Origin of the sequence: Mesorhizobium sp. BR1-1-15 (assembly GCF_020165475.1) — a bacterium.
Lineage (GTDB): Bacteria > Pseudomonadota > Alphaproteobacteria > Rhizobiales > Rhizobiaceae > Mesorhizobium.
In genome coordinates, this window is sequence record NZ_JAIUIF010000003.1 from 151,097 (window position 1) to 173,676 (window position 22,580).

20 protein-coding genes are annotated in these 22,580 nt (G+C 63.8%); 8 read left to right on the forward strand and 12 right to left on the reverse strand.

What is annotated here, in order from left to right; genetic code table 11:
* Positions 1 to 56: 56 nt before the first annotated feature.
* The 6 genes from atpD to LB541_RS06950 form a co-directional block, all read right to left on the reverse strand.
* A complete protein-coding gene (gene atpD / locus LB541_RS06925; protein ID WP_181165201.1) occupies positions 57 to 1,643 on the reverse strand; it encodes a F0F1 ATP synthase subunit beta in 1,587 nt (528 codons plus the stop codon).
* Between the two features lie 70 nt (positions 1,644 to 1,713).
* Complete coding sequence (locus tag LB541_RS06930) at positions 1,714 to 2,598, reverse strand: F0F1 ATP synthase subunit gamma (protein WP_140492974.1); 885 nt, start codon at positions 2,596 to 2,598, stop codon at positions 1,714 to 1,716.
* A 46-nt stretch (positions 2,599 to 2,644) separates the two neighbouring features.
* Entirely contained in the window at positions 2,645 to 4,174 is a 1,530-nt protein-coding gene (gene atpA / locus LB541_RS06935; protein ID WP_140492971.1) for a F0F1 ATP synthase subunit alpha, read from the reverse strand.
* Positions 4,174 to 4,734 carry a F0F1 ATP synthase subunit delta gene (locus LB541_RS06940; protein ID WP_140492968.1) on the reverse strand — a complete coding sequence of 187 codons (561 nt, stop codon included), beginning with the start codon at positions 4,732 to 4,734 and terminating at the stop codon, positions 4,174 to 4,176. Before LB541_RS06940 ends, atpA begins: the two co-directional genes overlap by 1 nt.
* Before the next feature lie 235 nt (positions 4,735 to 4,969).
* On the reverse strand, positions 4,970 to 5,365 hold the full coding sequence (locus LB541_RS06945; protein ID WP_140518245.1) for a DUF4345 family protein: 396 nt from the start codon (positions 5,363 to 5,365) through the stop codon (positions 4,970 to 4,972).
* A gap of 95 nt (positions 5,366 to 5,460) precedes the next feature.
* Positions 5,461 to 6,156, reverse strand: coding sequence for an aspartate/glutamate racemase family protein (locus LB541_RS06950; protein ID WP_224618087.1), 696 nt, complete (start codon positions 6,154 to 6,156; stop codon positions 5,461 to 5,463).
* 72 nt (positions 6,157 to 6,228) lie between these two features.
* Here LB541_RS06950 and LB541_RS06955 point away from each other — a divergent pair, with 72 nt between their 5' ends.
* Positions 6,229 to 6,453, forward strand: coding sequence for a type II toxin-antitoxin system Phd/YefM family antitoxin (locus LB541_RS06955; RefSeq protein WP_224618088.1), 225 nt, complete (start codon positions 6,229 to 6,231; stop codon positions 6,451 to 6,453).
* Between the two features lie 4 nt (positions 6,454 to 6,457).
* Complete coding sequence (locus LB541_RS06960) at positions 6,458 to 7,138, forward strand: hypothetical protein (protein WP_224618089.1); 681 nt, start codon at positions 6,458 to 6,460, stop codon at positions 7,136 to 7,138.
* 6 nt (positions 7,139 to 7,144) lie between these two features.
* Here the strand turns inward: LB541_RS06960 and LB541_RS06965 are convergent, their stop codons facing one another.
* Positions 7,145 to 9,328: a primosomal protein N' gene (locus tag LB541_RS06965; RefSeq protein WP_224618090.1), complete on the reverse strand. Its 2,184-nt coding sequence runs from the start codon at positions 9,326 to 9,328 to the stop codon at positions 7,145 to 7,147.
* A gap of 90 nt (positions 9,329 to 9,418) precedes the next feature.
* On the opposite strand from LB541_RS06965, the gene fsa reads away from it, so the two are divergent.
* Positions 9,419 to 10,075, forward strand: a complete 657-nt coding sequence (fsa, locus tag LB541_RS06970) for a fructose-6-phosphate aldolase (RefSeq protein ID WP_140518241.1) — start codon at positions 9,419 to 9,421, stop codon at positions 10,073 to 10,075.
* 73 nt (positions 10,076 to 10,148) lie between these two features.
* Here the strand turns inward: fsa and LB541_RS06975 are convergent, their stop codons facing one another.
* The 3 genes from LB541_RS06975 to leuS form a co-directional block, all read right to left on the reverse strand.
* Positions 10,149 to 12,710, reverse strand: coding sequence for a DNA translocase FtsK (locus LB541_RS06975; protein ID WP_224618091.1), 2,562 nt, complete (start codon positions 12,708 to 12,710; stop codon positions 10,149 to 10,151).
* A gap of 263 nt (positions 12,711 to 12,973) precedes the next feature.
* The gene (lptE, locus tag LB541_RS06980; RefSeq protein WP_224618092.1) at positions 12,974 to 13,552 is read right to left on the reverse strand and encodes an LPS assembly lipoprotein LptE; all 579 of its coding nucleotides are present in this window, start codon (positions 13,550 to 13,552) and stop codon (positions 12,974 to 12,976) included.
* Positions 13,539 to 16,163, reverse strand: coding sequence for a leucine--tRNA ligase (leuS, locus tag LB541_RS06985; protein ID WP_140518238.1), 2,625 nt, complete (start codon positions 16,161 to 16,163; stop codon positions 13,539 to 13,541). The genes lptE and leuS overlap by 14 nt, the downstream gene beginning before the upstream one ends.
* A 153-nt stretch (positions 16,164 to 16,316) precedes the next feature.
* Here leuS and LB541_RS06990 point away from each other — a divergent pair, with 153 nt between their 5' ends.
* The 3 genes from LB541_RS06990 to LB541_RS07000 all read left to right on the forward strand — a co-directional run bounded on the left by LB541_RS06990 (position 16,317) and on the right by LB541_RS07000 (position 18,502).
* Positions 16,317 to 16,979: a YggS family pyridoxal phosphate-dependent enzyme gene (locus tag LB541_RS06990; RefSeq protein ID WP_140624951.1), complete on the forward strand. Its 663-nt coding sequence runs from the start codon at positions 16,317 to 16,319 to the stop codon at positions 16,977 to 16,979.
* Positions 16,980 to 17,025: 46 nt separating this feature from the next.
* Positions 17,026 to 17,202: a type II toxin-antitoxin system prevent-host-death family antitoxin gene (locus LB541_RS06995; RefSeq protein WP_224618093.1), complete on the forward strand. Its 177-nt coding sequence runs from the start codon at positions 17,026 to 17,028 to the stop codon at positions 17,200 to 17,202.
* Between the two features lie 250 nt (positions 17,203 to 17,452).
* Complete coding sequence (locus LB541_RS07000; protein ID WP_224618094.1) at positions 17,453 to 18,502, forward strand: aldo/keto reductase; 1,050 nt, start codon at positions 17,453 to 17,455, stop codon at positions 18,500 to 18,502.
* A 154-nt stretch (positions 18,503 to 18,656) separates the two neighbouring features.
* On the opposite strand, the gene LB541_RS07005 is transcribed toward LB541_RS07000, so the two are convergent.
* On the reverse strand, positions 18,657 to 19,562 hold the full coding sequence (locus LB541_RS07005) for a LysR family transcriptional regulator (RefSeq protein WP_140492931.1): 906 nt from the start codon (positions 19,560 to 19,562) through the stop codon (positions 18,657 to 18,659).
* Between the two features lie 124 nt (positions 19,563 to 19,686).
* Here LB541_RS07005 and LB541_RS07010 point away from each other — a divergent pair, with 124 nt between their 5' ends.
* Positions 19,687 to 20,868 (forward strand): MFS transporter, encoded by a 1,182-nt coding sequence (locus LB541_RS07010; protein ID WP_140649921.1) that lies wholly within the window; start codon positions 19,687 to 19,689, stop codon positions 20,866 to 20,868.
* A gap of 58 nt (positions 20,869 to 20,926) precedes the next feature.
* Positions 20,927 to 21,961, forward strand: coding sequence for an aldo/keto reductase (locus tag LB541_RS07015; protein WP_224618095.1), 1,035 nt, complete (start codon positions 20,927 to 20,929; stop codon positions 21,959 to 21,961).
* Positions 21,962 to 22,198: 237 nt separating this feature from the next.
* Here LB541_RS07015 and LB541_RS07020 read toward each other — a convergent pair whose 3' ends face one another.
* Positions 22,199 to 22,471 carry an usg protein gene (locus LB541_RS07020; RefSeq protein ID WP_140492921.1) on the reverse strand — a complete coding sequence of 91 codons (273 nt, stop codon included), beginning with the start codon at positions 22,469 to 22,471 and terminating at the stop codon, positions 22,199 to 22,201.
* Between the last annotated feature and the right edge of the window lie 109 nt (positions 22,472 to 22,580).

The window sequence follows — 22,580 nt, forward strand, 5'->3', positions numbered from 1 at the left end:
CCCGGTCACCTGCCTGCCATTCACTACCGACTACTGACTACTCCCTATTCCCTTGATTAAGCCGCTTCAGCCGCGAGACGCTGTGCCTTCTCGACCGCTTCCTCGATGCCGCCGACCATGTAGAAGGCGGCTTCCGGCAGGTGGTCGTAGTCGCCGTTGCAGAGGCCCTTGAAGCCCTTGATGGTGTCGGCGAGGTCGACCAGCTTGCCCGGCGCGCCGGTGAACACTTCGGCGACGAAGAAGGGCTGCGACAGGAAGCGCTCGATCTTGCGGGCGCGAGCCACCGTCTGCTTGTCCTCTTCCGACAACTCGTCCATGCCCAGGATGGCGATGATGTCCTGCAGCGACTTGTAGCGCTGGAGGATCGACTGCACCTGGCGCGCGACGGCATAATGCTCTTCGCCGACCACCAGCGGGTCGAGCATGCGCGAGGTCGAGTCCAGCGGATCGACGGCCGGATAGATGCCCTTTTCGGCGATCGAGCGGTTGAGCGTCGTCGTCGCGTCAAGGTGGGCGAACGAGGTCGCCGGCGCCGGGTCGGTCAAGTCGTCGGCCGGCACGTAGATGGCCTGCACCGAGGTGATCGAGCCCTTGGTGGTGGTGGTGATGCGTTCCTGCAGGGCGCCCATGTCGGTGGCGAGCGTGGGCTGGTAGCCCACGGCCGACGGGATACGGCCAAGCAGCGCCGACACTTCCGAACCGGCCTGCGTGAAGCGGAAGATGTTATCGACGAAGAACAGCACGTCCTGGCCCTGATCGCGGAAATATTCGGCGACCGTCAGGCCGGTCAGGCCGACGCGGGCACGCGCGCCCGGCGGTTCGTTCATCTGGCCATAGACCAGCGCCGCCTTGGAGCCTTCGCCGCCGCCCTTCTTGTTGACGCCGGATTCGATGAACTCGTGATAGAGGTCGTTGCCCTCGCGAGTGCGCTCGCCGACGCCGGCGAACACCGAATAGCCGCCGTGCGCCTTGGCGATGTTGTTGATCAGTTCCTGGATCAGCACCGTCTTGCCGACGCCGGCGCCGCCGAACAGGCCGATCTTGCCGCCCTTGGCGTAAGGTGCGAGCAGGTCGAGCACCTTGATACCGGTGATCAGGATCTGTGCTTCCGTCGACTGTTCGATATAGGCCGGGGCCGGCTGGTGGATCGAGCGCAACTCGACCGCGTCGACCGGGCCTGCTTCGTCGACCGGCTCGCCGATGACGTTGATGATGCGGCCGAGCATGCCCGGACCGACCGGCACGGCGATCGGGCCGCCGGTGTCGCGCACTTCCTGGCCGCGCACCAGGCCTTCGGTGGAATCCATGGCGATGCAGCGCACGGTGTTTTCACCCAGATGCTGGGCAACTTCGAGAACCAGGCGGTTGCCGACATTGGTGGTCTCGAGCGCATTCAGGATCGGCGGCAGGTGATCGCCGAACTGCACGTCGACCACGGCGCCGATGACCTGCCGGACCTTGCCGACGATGCCGGTGGCTTTGCTGGCCACGGCCGGGGTTTTTACCGCGGCGGCCCTGGTCGGCGCTGCCGCTTTCTTGGCCGGAGCCGCCTTAGCTGCTGCGGCCGGAGCCTTTGCCGGTGCCGCCTTGGCCGGGGCTGCTGCCTTGGGAGCCGCCGTTTTGGGGGTCGCTGCTTTCGCCATCGTCTTTACCCTTTTCGTCCTTTGTTTCTCGCGCGGTCGGATCGAGGTCGTTGACCCCGGGAAACCGTGCCTAGAGCGCCTCGGCGCCCGAAATGATTTCGATCAGTTCCTTGGTGATCTGCGCCTGGCGCTGGCGGTTGTAGGTGATCGACAGCTTGTTGATCATCTCGCCGGCGTTGCGCGTGGCGTTGTCCATCGCGCTCATCTTGGCGCCCATTTCGCCAGCCGCGTTTTCGAGCAGCGCGCGGAAAATCTGCACCGCGATGTTGCGCGGAATGAGCTCGGACAGGATTTCACCCGGCTCGGGTTCGTATTCGTAGACGGCGCTGGCGCCGTCAGCAGCCTCGGCCGGAGCTGACGAAGCAGCGGCCGGAATGATCTGCTGCGCGGTCGGAACCTGGCTGATCACCGACTTGAACTGCGAATAGAACAGCGTGCAGATGTCGAAGCCGCCCTCGTTGAACAGGTGGATGACCTTGCGGGCGATCGTGTCGGCATTGACGAAGCCGAGCGTCTTGACCTCGCGCAGGTCGATCCGGTCGAGGATCATCGAGGCATAGTCGCGGCGCAGGATATCGAAACCCTTCTTGCCGACGCAGATGATCTTGACCTGCTTGCCGTCGGCGAGGAGCCTGCGGATGTGGTCACGGGCAAGACGGGCGATCTGCGAATTGAAGCCGCCGCACAGGCCGCGCTCGGCCGTGCAGACAACGAGCAGGTGCACGTCGTCCTTGCCGGTGCCGGTCATCAGCGCCGGGGCATCGCCGCCGCCGCCGATCGCCTGGGTGATGTTGGCCAGCACGGAACCCATGCGCTCCGAATAGGGGCGCGCCGCTTCCGCGGCCTCCTGTGCACGGCGCAGCTTCGCCGCGGCGACCATCTGCATCGCTTTGGTGATCTTCTGCGTCGCCTTGACCGAGGCGATACGGTTACGAAGGTCTTTTAATGAAGGCATGCTTCAAACCTGATCCCGTCTTGTCTCATCCGGACTGGCGCTTCGCTCAGGCGAAGGTCTTGGCGAAAGCGTCGATCTCGGCCTTCAGCTTGCCGCGCAGATCGTCCGACAGCGCCTTTTCCTTGCGGATGGCGTCGAGGACGTCCTTGCCGGCCGAACGCATGTGGCTGAGCAGGCCATGCTCGAACTTGCCGACCTGGTTGACCGGCAGCTTGTCAAGATAGCCGTTGACGCCGGCGAAGATCACCGCGACCTGCTCTTCCGTCTTCAGCGGCGAGAACTGCGGCTGCTTCAGGAGCTCGGTCAGGCGCGAACCGCGGTTGAGCAGGCGCTGCGTGGCGGCATCGAGATCCGAGCCGAACTGCGCGAAGGCCGCCATTTCGCGGTACTGCGCGAGCTCGCCCTTGATCGAGCCGGCAACCTGCTTCATCGCCTTGATCTGCGCCGAGGAGCCGACGCGCGACACCGACAGGCCAACATTGACGGCCGGACGGATGCCCTGGAAGAACAGGTTGGTTTCGAGGAAGATCTGGCCGTCGGTGATCGAGATCACGTTGGTCGGGATATAGGCCGACACGTCGTTGGCTTGGGTTTCGATGACCGGCAACGCCGTCAGCGAACCGTTGCCCATGTCGTCATTGAGCTTGGCGGCGCGCTCGAGCAGGCGCGAGTGCAGGTAGAAGACGTCGCCCGGATAGGCTTCGCGGCCCGGCGGGCGGCGCAACAGCAGCGACATCTGGCGATAGGCGACGGCCTGCTTCGACAGATCGTCGTAGCTGATCAGCGCATGCATGCCGTTGTCGCGGAAATACTCGCCCATGGTGCAGCCGGCGAACGGCGCCAGGAACTGCATCGGCGCCGGATCGGAAGCGGTGGCGGCGACGATGATCGAATATTCGAGCGCGCCGCGCTCTTCCAGCACCTTGACGAACTGCGCCACGGTCGAGCGCTTCTGGCCGACGGCGACATAAACGCAGTAGAGCTTTTCCTTCTCGGGGCCGTTGTCGTGCACCGACTTCTGGTTGAGCATCGTGTCGAGGATGATGGCGGTCTTGCCGGTCTGGCGATCGCCGATGACCAGCTCGCGCTGGCCGCGGCCGACCGGGATCAGCGCGTCGATGGCCTTGAGGCCCGTCGACATCGGCTCATGCACCGACTTGCGCGGAATGATGCCGGGCGCCTTGACGTCGACGCGCTTGCGTTCGGTCGCCTTGATCGGGCCCTTGCCGTCGATCGGGTTGCCGAGCGCGTCGACGACGCGGCCGAGCAGGCCCGGACCGACCGGAACGTCGACGATCGCGCCGGTGCGCTTGACGGTGTCGCCTTCCTTGATGTCGCGGTCGGCGCCGAAGATGACGACGCCGACATTGTCGGCTTCGAGATTGAGCGCCATGCCGCGGATGCCGCCGGGGAATTCGACCATCTCGCCGGCCTGGACATTGTCGAGGCCGTAGACGCGGGCGATACCGTCACCGACGGACAGCACCTGTCCGACTTCGGAGACCTCGGCCTCCTTGCCGAAATTCTTGATCTGGTCTTTCAGAATTGCGGAAATTTCCGCGGCGCGGATGTCCATCAGCCGACCTCTTTCAGTGCAAGCTTGAGCGAATTGAGTTTGGTTTTGAGCGACGTATCGATCTGGCGCGAGCCCATCCTGACCACCAGACCGCCGAGCAGCGACGGATCGACGGTGACGGAGATGGAAACGTCCTTGCCGGCAACGCTCTTCAGCGCCGCCTTGAGTTCAGTCTGCTGGGCAGCGCTCAATTGGTGAGCCGATGTTACCTCGGCGGTCGTCTCGCCACGATGTTCGGCGGCGATCTGGCGGAATGCCCTGATCATGCCGGGCACGGCGAACAGCCGGCGGTTCTTGGCGACGACGCGCAGGAAATTGCCGGTCAGGCCGGTGATCCCGGCCTTGTCGGCGATCGCCGCGATGGCCTTGGCCTGGTCCTCGCTGGAGAACACCGGGCTGTTGATCAGCCGGGTCAAGTCGGCGCTGCCCGCGAGCATCGCCTCGAAACTGTTGAGGTCGGCTTCGACCTTGGCGACGGAATTCGCCTGCGATGCCAGTTCGAACAGCGAACCCGCATAGCGTTCTGCGACACCTGAGATTGGCGATGACGATTGGGCCACGGACCGTCTTTTCTCTTGTCTGACAGGCCGCAGATTGTTGGCGCGAGCGAAAACTCTGGCTAAATCTTTGACCTTACTGCATTTTTTCAAGCACGGAGGCGCGGCTTCCGCTATCCCCGGCCGAAAGTCGATTGCCGTCTAGCACAGGCCTTTTAAGACCGCAATGCGTCGTTCCGCATGGTTTTCAGGCACTATTGTCGCATCCGGGGACGAAGTCCCTGGATTGCCTGCGGATTCAGGGCAGGAAGCCGAAGGCAAAGGCAAGCGGCAACGCCGCCAGCGCCAGTTCCACGACGATGGAAACCCAGTTGAAGGGCGTGTTGGCGCCATCCGACATCATCGACAGCAACCGGCCGAAGGCGGTGAACAGCCAGGAGAAGCCGAGCGCCATGTAGATCAGCGGCTGCGCCAGCAGGATGCAGCACAGGCCGACGCCGAGATAGAAGCCCGACATGCGGCCGCGCCCTTCGGCGATCGCCGCCGCCTTCTCCGGCTTGACCTGCAAGCGCAGAATGCGGAAGGCAAGCCCCGGCGCCAGGAAAAGCACCAGGCCGAGCAGCACCGTGACGACGGCGCTCGACCAGGCCAGCCATTCGCCCTGGCTCACCGGCCAGGGAAACGCAAAATCCATAATGTCCCCTCGTAAATGCCGCTCTGAAATCGCGGGCATTCTAGCGGAGGAAAAGCCGCGCGCCAGATGGCGGCCGGCACTTTAGGCCAAACCCATCAGGAGAGCGCGAAGGCGACCGCCGCCTCGGCATGGATGCGCGTCGTGTCGAAGACCGGAATGTCGAAATCCTGCTGGCCGATCAACATCGTGATTTCGGTGCAGCCCATGATCACGCTGTCGGCATTTTCATCGCGCCGCAGGCGGTTGATCTCGGCGATATAGGCGGTTTTCGATGGCTCGGTGACGATGCCCTGGCAGAGCTCGTCATAGATGATGCGATGGACCATGTCGCGTCCTGCCTGGTCCGGCACGATCGGCTGCAATCCATATGTGTCGGCAAGCCGGCGCTTGTAGAAATCCTGCTCCATGGTGAACCGTGTTGCCAGCAGCGCCGGGCGCCGCATGCCGGCCGCCTTGACAGCGGCTGCGGTGGCGTCGGCGATGTGGGTCAGCGGGACCGACACCGAGGCCTGCACCTGGTCGGCGAGCTTGTGCATGGTGTTGGTACACAAAAGCAGGCCTTCCGCGCCAGCTGACTCGAGCTTGCGCGCGGCATCGACCAGAAGCGCGCCGGCGCCGGCCCAATCACCATTGTGCTGGCGCTCGGCGATCTCGGCGAAGTCGAAGGACCACAACAGCAATTTCGCCGAATGCAGCCCGCCCATGCGCTCGCGCACGAGATCGTTGAGCAGGCGATAATAGATCGCCGTCGATTCCCAGCTCATGCCGCCCAGAAGGCCAAGCGTTTTCATAGGAGGCTGTTCCCTTTCCTATTCTTACTATCTTATACTGAAATTTAACCCGCATTGAATTGTAGAGACACGATGATGAGAACGATGCGACTTCGAGAGGCGAAGACAAAATTCTCGGAAGTGATCGATGCTGCCGAGAATGGCCAACCCACCGTCATCATAAAAAATGGAAAACCAGCGGCCGCCATCGTGCCAATCAACGATGCACGAAAGCTCTATCCAGAACCTGATCAGGCGAAGCAGCGAAGCCTCGCCGAATTTCTACTTGCAGGCACCAATGCCCCCCGGGCAGAGTGAACCCATGAGTGAGTTTCTGAACTTATTCAGCGCGAATACAGGCACCGCAATCTCCGCACTTGCAACAGTTATATCTGCCGCCGCTACGGTCTTTATTGCACTTCTCACGGCCTTTCTATGGTTCGAGAATCGACGCCTTAGGAAGGCCGGCAACGCGCCGGAGCTCGTAGCTTATCTCTCACCGCATTCAGATGGGAGCGGTGCAATTAATTTTGTGCTGGCCAATGTAGGAAAGGGACCAGCGTTCGATGTAACGTTCGAGCTTTTATACGATGAGCTCGATTTCAAAAATCATGACGTGATGCTGGTGAACGACAAAGATCGCATGCCGATGTCCGTCATACCTCAAGACGAAAGGATATATTCCCTCTTTGGCATCAGCTTTCAGCTATATGGCCAGATGGACGGAACAGACATTGGCCCTCTAAAACCATTCCAAGTGTGCTTAGACTACTTTGATGTTCTGGGGAAGAAATCGTCTAGGAAGCGAGCGATCGACATAAAACAATTTGCCGGGATTCGGGGAGTTCTGGCCAAATCAGCCGAGCGAAAAATTGCCGATTCAATGGAAAAAATAGAACATCATCTTAGCACCGTCGCCAGACAGTCCGTTAAGTTTTCCGCATTTGTGGACATTACCGAATTTGACGATCGATATGTAAAAAAGGCCAAGGGCGGCGAATAGTCTCTCTTACAAAAAGCTCTGCGGATCGATGTCGACCTGCACCCGGACCGAGCCGCGCTGCTTCGGCCCGTTGGCGAGCATGGTCCGGATAAACCCTTGCATGTCGGCGCGGCGCTCGCCCTGGATCAGCAGGCGGAAACGGTGACGGCCGCCGAGCAGCGACAGCGGCGCTTCGGCCGGCCCGAGCACGAACAGGTCGGATGCCTCGGGCGCGGCACGGCGCAGGGCGCGGGCATGGCCCTCGGCTTCCGCCCGCGTCACCGCGCTGACGATGACGCCGGCGAGCCGGCCGAAGGGTGGCAGAGCCGCCCGCTCGCGCTCGGAAATCTCGCGCTCGTAGAACGCATCGGCATCGCCGGAGACGATCGCCCGCATCACCGGATGGTCGGGCTGGAAGGTCTGCAGCAGGCCGAGACTCTTCTTGCCGGTGCGCCCGGCGCGGCCGGTCACCTGGCTGAGCAGCTGGAAGGTGCGTTCGGCGGCGCGCGGATCGCCATTGGCAAGGCCGAGATCGGCATCGACGACACCAACCAAGGTCATGTTCGGGAAATTGTGGCCCTTGGCGACGAGTTGCGTGCCGATGACGATATCGGCCTCGCCATTGGCGATGGCTTCCAGCTCCAGCCGCAGCCGCCGCACGCCGCCCATCAGATCCGACGACAAAACGATTGTGCGCGCATCCGGGAAATAGGTGACGACTTCCTCCGCGATGCGCTCGACGCCCGGCCCGCAGGCGACCAGATGATCGAGCGTGCCGCATTCCGGACAGGCTTCCGGACGGCGCTCATTGTGCCCGCAATGGTGGCAGACGAGCTGGCCGCGAAAGCGGTGCTCGACCAGCCAGGCCGAGCAGACCGGGCAACCGAAGCGGTGACCGCAGACGCGGCACAGCGTCAGCGGCGCATAGCCGCGCCGGTTGAGGAACAAAAGCGATTGTTCCTTCCTCTCCAGCGTCCGTCGCATGTGGTCGAGCAGCACCGGCGACAGGAAGCCGCCGCGCGCCGGCGGCGCGCGGCGCATGTCGATCGCTTTCAGATCGGGAAGTGCCGCCTCGGCGAAGCGGGCGGACAGCACCGCCCTGGCGTAGCGGCCCTGGCTGGCATTGACGCGACTCTCGACCGATGGCGTCGCCGATGCCAGCACCACGGGGAAGCCACCTATATGGCCGCGCACGACAGCCATGTCGCGGGCATTGTAGAAGACGCGGTCTTCCTGCTTGTAGGCGGGGTCGTGCTCCTCGTCGACGACGATCAGGCCAAGCTCCTTGAACGGCAGGAACAGCGCCGAGCGCGCGCCGGCCACAACCCGCACGCCGCCTTCCGCCACCTGCCGCCAGACCCGCTCGCGCATCCTCGGCGGCAGGTCGGAGTGCCATTCGGCGGGCTTGGCGCCAAAGCGCTGCTGGAAGCGTTCGAGGAAAGCATGGGTCAACGCGATTTCGGGCAGCAGGATCAGCACCTGCTTGCCCCGGTCCAGTGCCGCCGCCACCGCCTCGAAATAAACCTCCGTCTTGCCCGAACCGGTGACGCCGTCGAGCAGTGCGACGTTGAAGCCGCCGCCCGCGACATTGGCGCGCAGCAGCCGTGCGGCTTCGTTCTGGTCGGGCATCAATTCCGGCGCGGCGTAGGCTGGATCAGGCTCCGCCACCACGGGCCGCGGCGGGATCATCACCGTTTCGAACACGCCTTGCGCCTTCAGCCCCTCGATTACCGTCGACGACACGCCAGCCGCATGGGCAAGGCCGGATCGCGTCCAGGCCAGTCCGCCTTCGGCCGTCTCCAGCACGCGGGCCCGCGCATCCGTCATCCGGTCCGGAACGGCCGCGGTTCGCTGCAATCCCTCGATCCACGGTTCCGGATCGAAGGCCTCCGGCGCCCTCAGCAGCATGCGCGCCACCATGCCCGGCGCCGACAGCGTATACTGCGCCACCCAGTCGACGAAACGGCGCATCGCCCGATCGATCGGCGGACAGTCGAAGACCTGTTCGATCGGGCGCAGCTTTTTCGCGTCGACCGTCTCGACCGCGCCGTCCCACACGATGCCGGCGACCTGGCGGGGGCCGAGCGGCACGCGCACGATCGAGCCCGGCACCACCCGCATGCCGGCGGGCACGGCATAGGTGTAGGGGCGTTCGGCCGGCATCGGCACCAGCACCGGTGCGGCTGCGACAAAGGGCGAATCTTCGATCATGAGGCGTGACCTTGCCCCGACTTTGCTCTAGATCAAAGGGCAACGCTGAACGTGCCTTCCCAAGCACGAGGAAATCGTCAGGAGACCGCCATGAAATTTTTTGCCGACACCGCCGACATCAAGGAAATCCGCGAACTGATTGATCTGGGGCTGCTCGACGGCGTCACCACCAATCCTTCTCTGATTCTCAAATCGGGCGGCAAGATCTCCGAGGTCACCAAGCAAATCTGCGACATCGTCGAAGGCCCGGTCTCCGCGGAGGTCGTGGCGACCGAATACAAGCAGATGATGGCGGAGGCCGAGGTGCTGGCCAAGATCGCGCCGAATGTCGCCATCAAGGTGCCGTTGACGCTGGACGGACTGAAGGCCTGCAAGACGATCCGCACCCAGATGAACCGCATGGTCAATGTCACGCTGTGCTTCTCGGCCAACCAGGCGCTGCTCGCCGCCAAGGCAGGCGCCTCCTTCATCTCGCCCTTCGTCGGCCGCATCGACGATACCGGCTCGGACGGCATGGAAGTGATCCAGGAGATCCGTCAGATCTACGACAATTACGATTTCCAGACCGAGATCCTGACGGCTTCCGTGCGCACCGTGAACCACGTCAAGCAGGCGGCGCTCATCGGCGCCGATATCGTCACCGCGCCGCCCGCGACACTGAAGGCGCTGGTCAATCACCCGCTGACTGACAAGGGTCTTGCCGCCTTCCTCGCCGACTGGGCCAAGACCGGCCAGAAAATCGGCTGAGCGAGCTTATATCCGACACGAAAAAAGGCCGGGCAACCGGCCTTTTTCATGCGCTGCGGATCAAGAGGCCCGGTCAATCCGTGCCGTCATCCTCAACTGCGGTTACCGGCGGGCGCCGGCCCATGATGATCTCGCGCTTGCCGACATGGTTTGGTGCACCGACCAAACCCTCCTTCTCCATGCGCTCGACCAGGGACGCGGCGCGGTTGTAGCCGATGCCGAGGCGGCGCTGAATGTAGGACGTCGAACACTTCTTGTCGCGCAACACCACCTTGACCGCCTCGTCATAGCTGGTATCGCCGTCCTCCGACGCAACGGCGCCCTTGTCGAAGACCGCGCCCTCATCGCCTTCGTCTTCCTCTTCATCCTCGTCGGCCGTCACGGTTTCCAGGTATTCGGGGCGACCCTGCGCCTTCAGATGCGCCACGACATGCTCGACCTCCACGTCGGAGACGAAGGGGCCGTGCACGCGGGCGATGCGCCCGCCGCCCATCATATGCAGCATGTCGCCCTGACCCAGCAGCTGCTCGGCGCCCTGCTCGCCAAGGATGGTGCGGCTGTCGATCTTGGAAGTGACCTGGAAGGAAATCCGCGTCGGAAAATTGGCCTTGATCGTGCCCGTGATGACATCGACCGAGGGGCGCTGCGTCGCCATGATCAGGTGAATGCCGGCCGCGCGCGCCATCTGCGCCAGGCGCTGGATGGCGCCTTCGATCTCCTTGCCGGCGACCATCATCAGGTCGGCCATCTCGTCGACGATGACGACGATGTAAGGCATTGGCGCGAGGTCGATTTCCTGCTGCTCGAAGAGCGGCTCGCCGGTGCCTTTTTCGAAGCCCGCCTGCACGGTCATGACGACCGTCTCGCCGCTTTCGCGGGCTTGGGCGGCGCGTTGATTGTAGCCGTCGATATTGCGCACGCCGAGCCTCGCCATCTTGCGATAGCGGTCCTCCATCTCGCGCACCGCCCATTTGAGCGCGGTAACGGCCTTTTTTGGATCGGTGACGACCGGGGTCAGAAGATGCGGGATGCCGTCATAGACGGAGAGTTCGAGCATCTTGGGATCGACCATGATCAGCCGGCATTCCTCCGGCTTCAGCCGGTAGAGCAGCGACAGGATCATCGTGTTGATGGCAACCGACTTGCCGGAACCGGTGGTGCCGGCAACGAGCAAGTGGGGCATCTTTGCCAGTTCGGCGATGACAGGCTCACCGCCGATCGTCTTGCCGAGGCAGAGCGCCAGCTTGCAGCCGGTCTTGCGGAAGCCCTCCGATTCGATCAGCTCGCGGAAATAGACGGTTTCGCGCGCCTCGTTCGGAAGCTCGATGCCGATGACGTTGCGGCCCGGCACGACGGCGACGCGCGCCGAGATCGCCGACATGGAGCGGGCGATGTCGTCGGCGAGACCGATGACGCGGGAGGATTTGACGCCCGGCGCCGGCTCGAATTCATAGAGAGTGACGACCGGACCGGGGCGAACATGGATGATCTCGCCGCGCACGCCGAAATCCTCGAGCACGCTTTCCAGAAGATCGGCATTCTGCTCGAGCCGCTCCTGCGACATGTAGAAGCCTTGTCCCTCCGGCGGCTGCTGCAACAATTCTTCTGAGGGGAGTTCGTACGTCTCGCCCGTCGCGGTCGGCACGATCCTGCCGACCAGTGGCGCTCGCGACGATGCGCGCGCAGCCGGAGCCGGTACGGCTTGCTCCAAACTTTGCGTGACCAGTGCCGGAACGGCATTGCTTGCGACGGCGGGAATTGCGGCCGGAGCCCGGGCTTGCTGCGGCACGCGGTTCGCCGCCGGCTGAACCGCGGCCTGGTTGGAGTTGGCCGGACGGACATCCGGCACGGCGGACGGAGCTGGCGACCCGGGAAGGCATTCGATGACACGGAACAACGCGGTCGGATCGGCCGTTGGCGCGGGGCGGTTGTCGATCCGCTCGGTGACCACAGGCGCGGTCATGCGTGCAACCGAAACGGCCCGAGGCGCGGGTGACGGGCCTTCGACCAAATAGGGCGCCATGATCTCGAAAAAGACGTGATCCGACAGATAGGGCCAGCGCACATTTTCGCGCCCCGTCGTCTTGACCGGGGCTGTCGCTGCTTGGGCGGACGCTGCCGGTGCGGATGCCCGCGCCGCCGCAGTCATCCTGTGGCCCGCAGGCGTAGCGGCGGCCCGCGCCTTTTCGCCGGCATGCCCTGACGGAACCGGCGCCGGGGCCGGTTGCACCACGGCTCTGTTGCCGACGGGCGGCCTGGCGGCGCCCGAAGAAAGGTTTCGGCTTGGTATTGGCACCGATGAAGACGTCCCAGCCGCGGTGGATTGGCCAGGTGCCTGCGGTACTGGTGATTCGCTTTGCTCGACGGCAATCGCCTCGTCCCGCGGACGGCGCGTGCTGGCTTCATAGTCCGGCGTGCGCGTAAACCGCACATTGGGCGCCAGGAAGAAATAGTCTTGCCAGGCAGGGCTTTCGTTGCCGCCGAGATCGACAGGGGATGGGGAAGGGCCGGCTCCTGCTGCTCTCGCCCGCTGGCTGTCCGCCTTGTTGTCCACACCCGTGAAACGCTTCACCCCAGGGTCATCGGGCGACGCTGCCTTCAATGAACTGACCCGAGGAAAACGCTTGGATTCCATGCTCAAGACTCACGCTGAAATGTCTGCTGAGCAATAGAGAGCGAGTGGTTAACAGTTGCTTCCCGTCGGCCCCCCAAGAGCGGCGAAGCGTGACTTTCACAGCGGTGTCGGACGATCGGACCCGTGCGGCCGATCGTCATCCCACGATCGTCAACACACCCGCGTGCTTCGGCTAAAGGCGAACGGAGAACCGGCTCCGGAGTCGTGGCAAAGGCGGCCTTCAGGCACCAGATTGTTATGCCACCATGAAACGGAGAGCGGCGCTAACCGGCCGTCTTGCCGTGCCGTGCGAGATCCTGGGCGATGGACAGTTGCAGCGCGTTGGCAAGCTCGCGCGCGGCGCGGTTCTCGGCATCGATCTGTGCCCGGTACGCGGCGAATTCCTGGCGCGGCCTGTCGAAGGACGAAGTGATCGCCCGCTTGCCGGTCGCGATCACCGCCCCGGTTTTGGCATCGGTCAGCCTGTAGCCGGCGGTCAGCGTCACCGAACCGGCGGTCGGCTCGTCCTGGTCGGTTCCGACCTGCACGAGCGCCGAGGATTCAACGGCTTCGGTCACGCCGAGGTCGAGCGAGTAGGCCGGCGATGCCGGTTCGCCGGCGCCGCGCCCAAATCCGAAGATCAAATTGTTGCGCACCTGCTGGCCGTAACGCGTCCTGACCGGTTTGATGGCGATCGACGCCAGTTCGGCATTGGCGCTCAAGCCGGTCGACAGCGGCGCGCTCGAGTAGAGCGGCCGCACCTGGCAGGCCGAAACGAGCGCAAGCGAGCCGACAAGGCCGGCAAGCGCGACACGGCGCAGCAAACGGCTCAGCTCTGTCTTCTCCCGATCAGGCAACGACATTGACGATCCTCTGCGGCACGATGATCACCTTGCGCGGAGCCTTGCCTTCGAGCGCCTTCTGCACGAAGTCGAGAGCGAGCACGGCTTTTTCGACCGCACCTTGGTCCGCGTCGCGGGCAATTGTCAAATCCCCGCGCTTCTTGCCGTTGACCTGGACCGGGTAGGTGACCTCATTGTCGACGACCAGCGCCGGGTCGAAGATCGGCCACGGCCGTTCGGCGACCAGATCGGCACCGCCGAGCGCCTCCCAGCATTCCTCGGCCAGATGCGGCATGATCGGCGCGATCAGGTGCACGAGCACCTCCACGGCCTCCCGGCAGGCGCCTTTGAGCGCGGCATCGGCCTTGCCTTCGGCCACCTCATTGAGCGGCGTGGTCAGCGCGTTGGCGAGTTCGTAGATGCGGGCGATGGCGCGGTTGAATGCGAGTTTCTCGATGTCCTCGCCGACCGCTTTCAGGATCTTGTGCGTGGCCTTGGAAACCGCCCCGGCTTCACCGCCACCGCCCGCTATGGGTGCGATGCCGGCCAGCGATTCGGCCGCGGTCGAGACCAGGCGCCAGATGCGCTGCATGAAGCGATGCGCGCCGGCGGCGCCATCGTCGGTCCATTCGACGTCGCGTTCGGGCGGCGAATCCGACAGCATGAACCAGCGCGCGGTGTCGGCGCCGTAGCCGTCGGTGATGTCTTCCGGGCTGACCGTGTTCTTCTTCGACTTCGACATCTTTTCCAGGGAGCCGATCTCCGCCGTCTCGCCCGTGGCGATTTCGACGGCGCGGCGCTTGCCGTCGACGTCCTCCAGCCGCACCTCGGTCGGCGCCAGCCAGCGCCCGTTCGATGCCGATCCCACGCGATAGGTCTCGTGCACCACCATGCCTTGCGTGAACAGGCCCTTGAACGGCTCGGCTAGGTCGAGATGGCCGGTCTCGCGCATGGCCCGGGTGAAGAAGCGCGAATAGAGCAGATGCAGGATCGCGTGCTCGATGCCGCCGATATACTGGTCGACGGCCAGCCACTCGTTCGCCGCCTTCGGGTCGGTCGGCTCGTTCGCCCAGGGCGCGGTGAAGCGGGCGAAATACCAGGACGAATCGACGAACGTGTCCATCGTGTCGGTTTCGCGCCGCGCATCCTTGCCGCATTGCGGGCATTTGACATGCCGCCAGGTCGGGTGGCGGTCCAGCGGGTTGCCTGGGCGGTCGAACTCGACATCGTCGGGCAGCTTCACCGGCAGGTCTGCCTTCGGCACCGGCACCACGCCGCAATCCTCGCAATGGATCATCGGGATCGGGCAGCCCCAGTAGCGCTGGCGCGAAATGCCCCAGTCGCGCAGGCGGAAGTTGACCTTGCGCTCGGCCATCGGCCGGTTGCCGATCGTCTTCTGCTCCAGCAGCTTCGCCACCTCGTCGAACGCCCGCTCTGGCTTCATGCCATCGAGGAAGCGCGAATTGATCATCACGCCGTCGTCGACATAGGCTTCGTCGATGACCTGGAAGGTCTTGGGATCAGCACCTTCCGGCATCACCACCGGGATCACCGGCAGGCCGTATTTGTTGGCGAAATCGAGGTCGCGCTGGTCGCCGGACGGGCAGCCGAAGATGGCGCCGGTGCCGTAGTCCATCAGCACGAAATTGGCGACATAGACCGGCAGCGTCCAGTTCTCGTCGAACGGATGCACGACGCGGATGCCGGTGTCGAAGCCCTTCTTCTCGGCCGTCTCCAGCGCCGCCACCGAAGTGCCCATATGGCGGACTTCGTCAATAAAGCTCGCCAGCGCCGGATTGGTCTCGGCGGCCTTCCGGGCCAGCGGATGGTCGGCGGCGACCGCCATGAAGGAGGCGCCGAAGATGGTGTCGGGCCTCGTCGTATAGACTTCCAGCTCTTGCTCGCCGGCGACGGGAGCCGCCAGCGGCCAGCGGATCAGCAGGCCTTCCGAACGGCCGATCCAATTGTGCTGCATCAGCTTGACCTTCTCGGGCCATTCGTCGAGGCGATCGAGCGAATCCAGGAGATCCTGCGCAAAGTCGGTTATCCTGAAGAACCATTGCGTCAGCTCGCGCTGTTCGACCAGCGCGCCCGAGCGCCAGCCGCGCCCGTCGATGACCTGCTCGTTGGCGAGCACCGTCATGTCCTCCGGATCCCAATTGACCTTCGAGGATTTGCGCGTCACCAGGCCCTTCTCGACAAAGTCGAGGAACAGCATCTGCTGGCGGTGGTAGTAGTCGACATCGCAAGTCGCGAATTCGCGCGCCCAGTCCAGCGACAGGCCCATGACCTTGAGCTGTTCGCGCATGGTGGCGATGTTCTGGTAGGTCCATTCCTTGGGATGGACCTTGTTCTGCATCGCCGCGTTCTCGGCCGGCATGCCGAAGGCGTCCCAGCCCATCGGATGCAGCACGTTGAAACCCTTGGCCCGCTTGTAGCGCGCCACCACATCGCCCATCGTATAGTTGCGCGTATGCCCGATATGGATGCGTCCCGATGGATAGGGGAACATCTCCAGCACGTAGTATTTCGGGCGCGGATCATCGTTGTGCGCCTCGAACAGCTTCCTGTCGGCCCAGGCCTTCTGCCATTTGGGCTCTGACGCGCGCGGATTGTATCGTTCGGTTGCCATGGGACGTTTTTCACTTAAAAAGCATGCGGACTGCGGGCGACAGCTCGGCAGTCCATTGGATGTGGTCCGGGTGTTCACCATGGTTTGGCAAACCCGTCAACCATATGGGTATCGCGTCTGGAAAAAACGCGGTCAAAACAGCGGGATTTGGACATGGGCGACGCCGTTCAGCAGGTTTTAGCGGTCAAGGCGAAGATCGCCGCCGCCGAGCGCGAAGCCCGGCGCGACGCTGGCGCGGTGACGCTGGTCGCCGTTTCCAAGACCTTTGACGCCGCCGACATCAGGCCCGTCATCGAGGCCGGCCAGCGCGTCTTCGGCGAGAACCGGGTGCAGGAAGCGCAGGGCAAGTGGCCGGCGCTGAAAGAGGCTTTCCCCGATGTCGAACTGCATCTGATCGGACCGCTGCAATCGAACAAAGCCAGGGAAGCCGTGGCGCTGTTCGACGTCATCGAGACGGTCGATCGTGAGAAGATTTCCGCCGAACTCGCCAAGGAGATCGCCCGGCAAGGCCGGGCACCGAAACTCTACGTCCAGGTCAACACCGGCTCCGAGCCGCAGAAGGCCGGCATCGAGCCGCGCGAGGCCGTGACCTTCGTCGCCCGCTGCCGCGATGTCCACGGCCTCGCCATCGAAGGCCTGATGTGCATTCCGCCGGCGGACGAGAACCCTGGCCCGCATTTCGCCCTGCTGCAAAAATTGGCGCGGGAGGCAGGCGTCGCCAAACTGTCGATGGGCATGTCCGGCGATTACGAGACGGCCATCGCCTTCGGCGCCACCAGTGTCAGGGTCGGTTCGGCGATCTTCGGCAGTCGATAAAGCCGTCCGCCCTGGGTTGGCCCTGTCGTCTGTGAGTTCTAAGCCCATGATACACAGACGGACTGAACACATCTTGCGAGTTAAGCGAGGAGTAGTCTTCTTGAGCTGGCAGCTGCGGGACGCAAGAAACAACCTCTCGAAGCTGGTAAGACAGTCGCGCGAAAAAGGGCCGCAAACCATTACGGTGCGAGGGCAGCCATCTGCCGTGGTGCTAGCGGGTTGAGGACTACGAACGGTGGGTTGGCGCAAAGCCCTCCCTTGCGCAATATCTTCTCTCCGGCCCCGTCTGGGATGACGAGTTTGTCGAGGAGGTCAATCGCCGCCCGAACACAATGATCCGAGCGGTCCATCTCTGACAAGTTTCTGTCACCGGCAAGATGGTCCAGTTCTACCGGCTGATTACGCCAGCGCTGGAAACGAAACGTACCGTTCCTATTTGATCTGTGTCATCACAAATCTTTGGAGCCTTCGCCATGCGTTACAACCAGCTTGGAAATACCGGCCTGTTCGTCTCCGAACTCTGCCTCGGCACCATGACCTTCGGTGCAGCCGGCCAGAATGCCCAATGGGGCCTGATCGCCAGTCTCGACCAGAAAGGCGTCAACGAGATCGTCGGCCGCTCGCTCGCCGCCGGGGTCAATTTCTTCGACACGGCCGATGTCTATTCCTTCGGCGAATCCGAGCGCCTGCTCGGCCAGTCGCTCAGGGATCTCGGCGTTGACAGGTCGAGCGTGGTCATCGCCACCAAGGTCCATGGTGCCATGGGCGAGGGCCCGAACCAGCGCGGCTCCTCGCGCGGCCACATCATGGATTCGGTCGATGCCAGCCTGGAACGGCTGCAGCTCGATCATATCGATCTCTATCAGCTGCACGGAACCGACGCGGTGACGCCAATCGACGAAACGTTGCGGGCACTGGACGATCTCGTTGCCAGCGGCAAGGTCCGCTATGTCGGCGTCTCCAACTGGCAGGCCTGGCGCATCGCCAAGGCGCTCGGCGTCGCCGACCGCAAGGGCTTTGCCCGTTTCGAGACCATCCAGTCCTATTACTCGATCGCCGGTCGCGATCTCGAGCGCGAGATCGTACCGCTGATCAACGATGAGAAGCTCGGCCTGATGGTCTGGTCGCCAATGGCCGGCGGCCTGCTGTCCGGCAAATACGGCCCTGGTGCGCCCGGCAATGGCGAGGGCCGCCGCACCTCCTTCAACTTCCCACCGGTCAACGAGGACCGCGCCTGGGCGGCGGTCGCGGTCATGCGCGAGATCGCCAAAAAGCATGACGTCAGCGTCGCTACCGTGGCACTCGGCTATGTCCTGGCCAAGCCCTTCGTGATGAGCGTGATCATCGGCGCCAGCCGCATGGATCAGCTCGAACAGAACCTTGCCGCCACGAACCTCAAACTTGATACCGATGATCTCGCCAGACTGGACGAGGTGAGCGCGCTGCCGGCCGAATATCCCGGCTGGATGCTGGAGCGGCAGGCCGCCGGCCGGCGTCCGGCGCCGTTCGTGCCGAAGGCCTGATCGCTTTTCGAGCCTGCTTCGAAGCCGCGTGCCTTAGGTACGCGGCTTCTCAGTTAGAGCAATTCCAAGAAAAGTGTGTGCGGTTTTCTGTCCAGAATTGCGTCAAAACAAAGAGTTAGAGCGGTTCGCCGTTTCCATGAAACGGTGAACTGCTCTAGAGGCGAACGGCCTCCGAGAGAAAATCGAGAAAAGCCCGCACCCGCGCAGGCAGATGCTTGCCCTGGCCGACATAGACGGCATGGGTGGCCTCCTCGTCGCCTGGGTTGAATTCCTCCAGCAACGGGACGAATGCCCCGGCGTCGATGTCCGGCTGGACATGCCAGCGCGCCAGCCGAGCGATTCCGCCTCCCGCCAGCGCGATCCGCCGCATCGCCTCGCCGTCGGTCAGCGTTGCGTTTCCGACAACCGGGACGATGACCGGCGCACCTGCCGCATCGACAAAAGGCCAGCCGTCTATATGCCGCGCAAAGCCGAAGGCCAGCATATTGTGACGCCCGAGATCGGCCAGCGTGCGCGGCGTCCCACGCGCTTCGACATAGGAGGGTGCCGCGACCAGCACCATCCGGCTCTGCCCCAGTTTGCGCGCTACCAGCCGTGACTCGCGCAAGGGCCCGGCGCGTATCGCCACATCGGCGCGCTCCTCCAGAAGGTCGATCACGCTGTCTGTCAGCACGGCGTCGACGGAAATCTCGGGATAACGCTCCAGAAACCGAGGCAGCAGCGACATCAGCCGGTGGTGGCCGAACGGCACGTAGCTGTTGACCCTCAACCGGCCGCGCGGCGCCGCCCCGGCGGCCGCCTCGCGCTCGGCCGCGTCCATGTCGGCGAGGATGCGCATGCCGCTGTCGTAGAAAGCAGTGCCTTCCGGCGTCAGTTGCAGCTTGCGCGTCGAGCGGGTGACCAGCCGCGCGCCGAGCCTAGCCTCCAGCCGCGCGATCAATTTGCTCACCGCGGACGGGGTCATGCGCAAGGCACGTGCCGCCGCCGAAAAGCTGCCCGCCTCGACGACGCGCACAAACACTTCGATCTCGCCGGAACGATTGATGTCGGATCTCGCCATCTGTGAATCTATTTCACAGAAAGTATGCCTGGAGCAAGTCTGGTTCACATCGCATGGCCACACGATCTTCCCGGTCGGGGCGCGGCCTGGACAGGGCGCCCGTCACCGCCGAAGTGGAAACATCATGCCTCTCGCTCTCTATGCTCTCGCCGCCGGCGCCTTCGGCATCGGCGTCACCGAATTCGTTATCATGGGCCTGCTCATCGACGTCAGCAAAGATCTCGGCGTCTCGATCTCGGCCGCCGGCCAACTGATTTCCGGCTATGCGCTGGGCGTCGTCATCGGAGCACCTCTGCTGACGATCGCCACCGGCAACTGGCCGCGCAAGACGGTGCTTCTGGCGCTGATGGCGATCTTCACCATTGGCAACCTGGCCTGTGCGCTGGCGCCTGATTATTGGACATTGATGGGCGCGCGCGTCATCACCGCCTTTGCCCATGGCACCTTCTTCGGCGTCGGCTCGGTGGTCGCCACCGGATTGGTCGCGCCCAACAAGAAGGCGTCGGCGATCGCGCTCATGTTCACCGGCCTGACCATCGCCAACATTCTCGGCGTTCCCTTCGGCACCTGGCTCGGCCAGGCTTTCGGCTGGCGCGCCACCTTCTGGGCGGTGACCGCGGTCGGTCTCGCGGCCTTTGCCGTCATCCTGGCACTGGTGCCGCGCAATCGGACAGCTCCCGAGAAGAGCGACCTGCGCGCCGATCTCGCCGTGCTGCGCCGTACGCCCGTCCTGCTCGGCTTCGCCACCACCGTTCTCGGCTATGCCGGCGTCTTCGCCGTCTTCACCTACATCGCCCCGTTGCTGACCGAGATCAGCGGCTTCAAGGAAGCGGCCGTTTCGCCGATCCTGCTCGTCTTCGGCGGCGGCCTCATCGCCGGCAATATCGCCGGCGGCAAGATCGCCGACCGCTGGGTGGTGTCGGCGGTGCTCGGCAGTCTTGTGGTGCTCGCCCTGGTTCTGGCGACCATGAGCTTTGCTATCCACAGCCAGGTGTTGGCCGTGATCTATGTCGGCCTGCTGGGCGCCACCGCCTTCGCCACCGTGGCGCCTTTGCAGATGTGGGTGCTGGAAAAGGCCCAAGGTGCTGGCCAGAGCCTCGCCTCGTCCTTCAACATCGCCGCCTTCAACCTCGGCAACGCGGCCGGCGCTTGGCTCGGCGGCGCGGTCATTGCCCAAGGTCTTGGCCTGGGTTCGCTCACCTGGGTCGCCGCGCTGCTGCCGGTCGCGGCACTCGCCGTGGCGGGACTGGCCCTGCGTCTCGACCGCGGCACCGCGCTCGGCGCGCCCGTCTGCGTTCGGTCGTGAAGCTCGCCGGCAAAGCCGGATCGATTCGACTTCTTTCAAAATCACAAGGAGTAAGAAAATGGACTATCGAAATCTTGGCGCATCGGGCCTGAAGGTGCCGGTGCTCTCGTTCGGAGCGGGAACCTTCGGCGGTTCCGGCCCGCTGTTCGGCGCATGGGGCAACAGCGACGCCAGGGAAGCGCGGCGGCTGGTCGACATTTGCCTCGAGGCCGGCGTCAATCTGTTCGACACCGCCGATGTCTATTCGAACGGCGCCTCGGAAGAGGTGCTCGGCGAGGCGATCAAGGGCCGGCGCGATGCCGTGCTGATCTCGACCAAGACCTCGCTGCCGATGGGCGACGGGCCGGCCGGCTATGGTTCCTCGCGTTCGCGGCTGATCAAGGCCGTCGACGCCGCGCTGAAGCGGCTCGGCACCGATTACATCGACCTGTTGCAACTGCACGCCTTCGATGCCGGCACGCCGATCGAGGAGGTGCTGTCGACGCTGGACGGCCTCGTGCGCGCCGGCAAATTGCGCTATGTCGGCGTCTCCAATTTCTCCGGCTGGCAGGTGATGAAGTCGCTCGGGCTGGCCGACAGGCACGGCTATCCGCGCTATATCGCGCATCAGGTCTACTATTCGCTGGTCGGCCGCGACTATGAATGGGAGTTGATGCCGCTCGGCCTCGATCAGGGCGTCGGCGCGCTGGTCTGGAGTCCGCTCGGCTGGGGCCGCCTGACCGGCAAGATCCGTCGCGGCCAGCCCGTGCCGGAAAAGAGCCGGCTGCACGACACCGCGAGCTTCGGACCGCCGGTCGAGGACGAGCATCTCTACCGGGTCATGGAGGCCCTCGATGCGGTGGCGCAGGAGACAGGCAGGACCGTGCCGCAGATCGCCATCAACTGGCTGTTGCAGCGCCCGACCGTGTCGTCCGTCATCATCGGCGCCCGCAACGAGGAGCAGTTGCGCCAGAACCTCGGCGCCGTCGGCTGGACGTTGACGCCGGAGCAGATCGGGAAGCTCGATGCGGCAAGCGAGGTCACCGCGCCCTACCCTTATTTTCCCTACCGCCGCCAGGAGGGCTTTGCCCGGCTGAGCCCGCCGGCGGTTTGAGCGTGTCCGACCGCTAGAGCCGAAGGTTAGCGGGGCAGCGCCCCCCTCTGTCCTGCCGGACATCTCCTCCACGAGGGGGATGTCACCTCGGCTTTCGCCAATTTCCAACGTAATAACGTAATAAAGGAATGGTGCCGTCATCGAAGCTGCCGATCTCCCCCCATGTGGGGGAGATGGCCGGCAGGACGGAGGGGGGCGCCGTAGAGCGCCGATGTCACGACCTCGAAGCAGCGGCCCCTAATGCAGCACGAATTCGCCGTCGACCTTGCGCCACTCGTTGGGCGCGATGAGCTTCTGGTGCGTGTAGCTGACCGAATGCAGCGGCCCCTCGAGCTTGGTCTTCCAGAACTCGATGAAGCGGATCAGCACCGGAAACTTCGGCGCGATGTCGTAGTCCTGCCATATGAAGCTCTGCAACAGATGCGGATGGTCTGGGAAATGATAAAGGATATTGGCCGTAGTCAGGCCATAGCCCCGCAGCATCAGGTCCATTTCAAGCTGGTCGCGCATTTTTGCTCCCCGGGTTGATTCTCCTTCCTCCCAACAATGGATTGTGCGCGCGGTTGCTTAACCGTCTATTGATTTTTTCTTGATCGAACCGGCTTTAGCACGCGAAAAC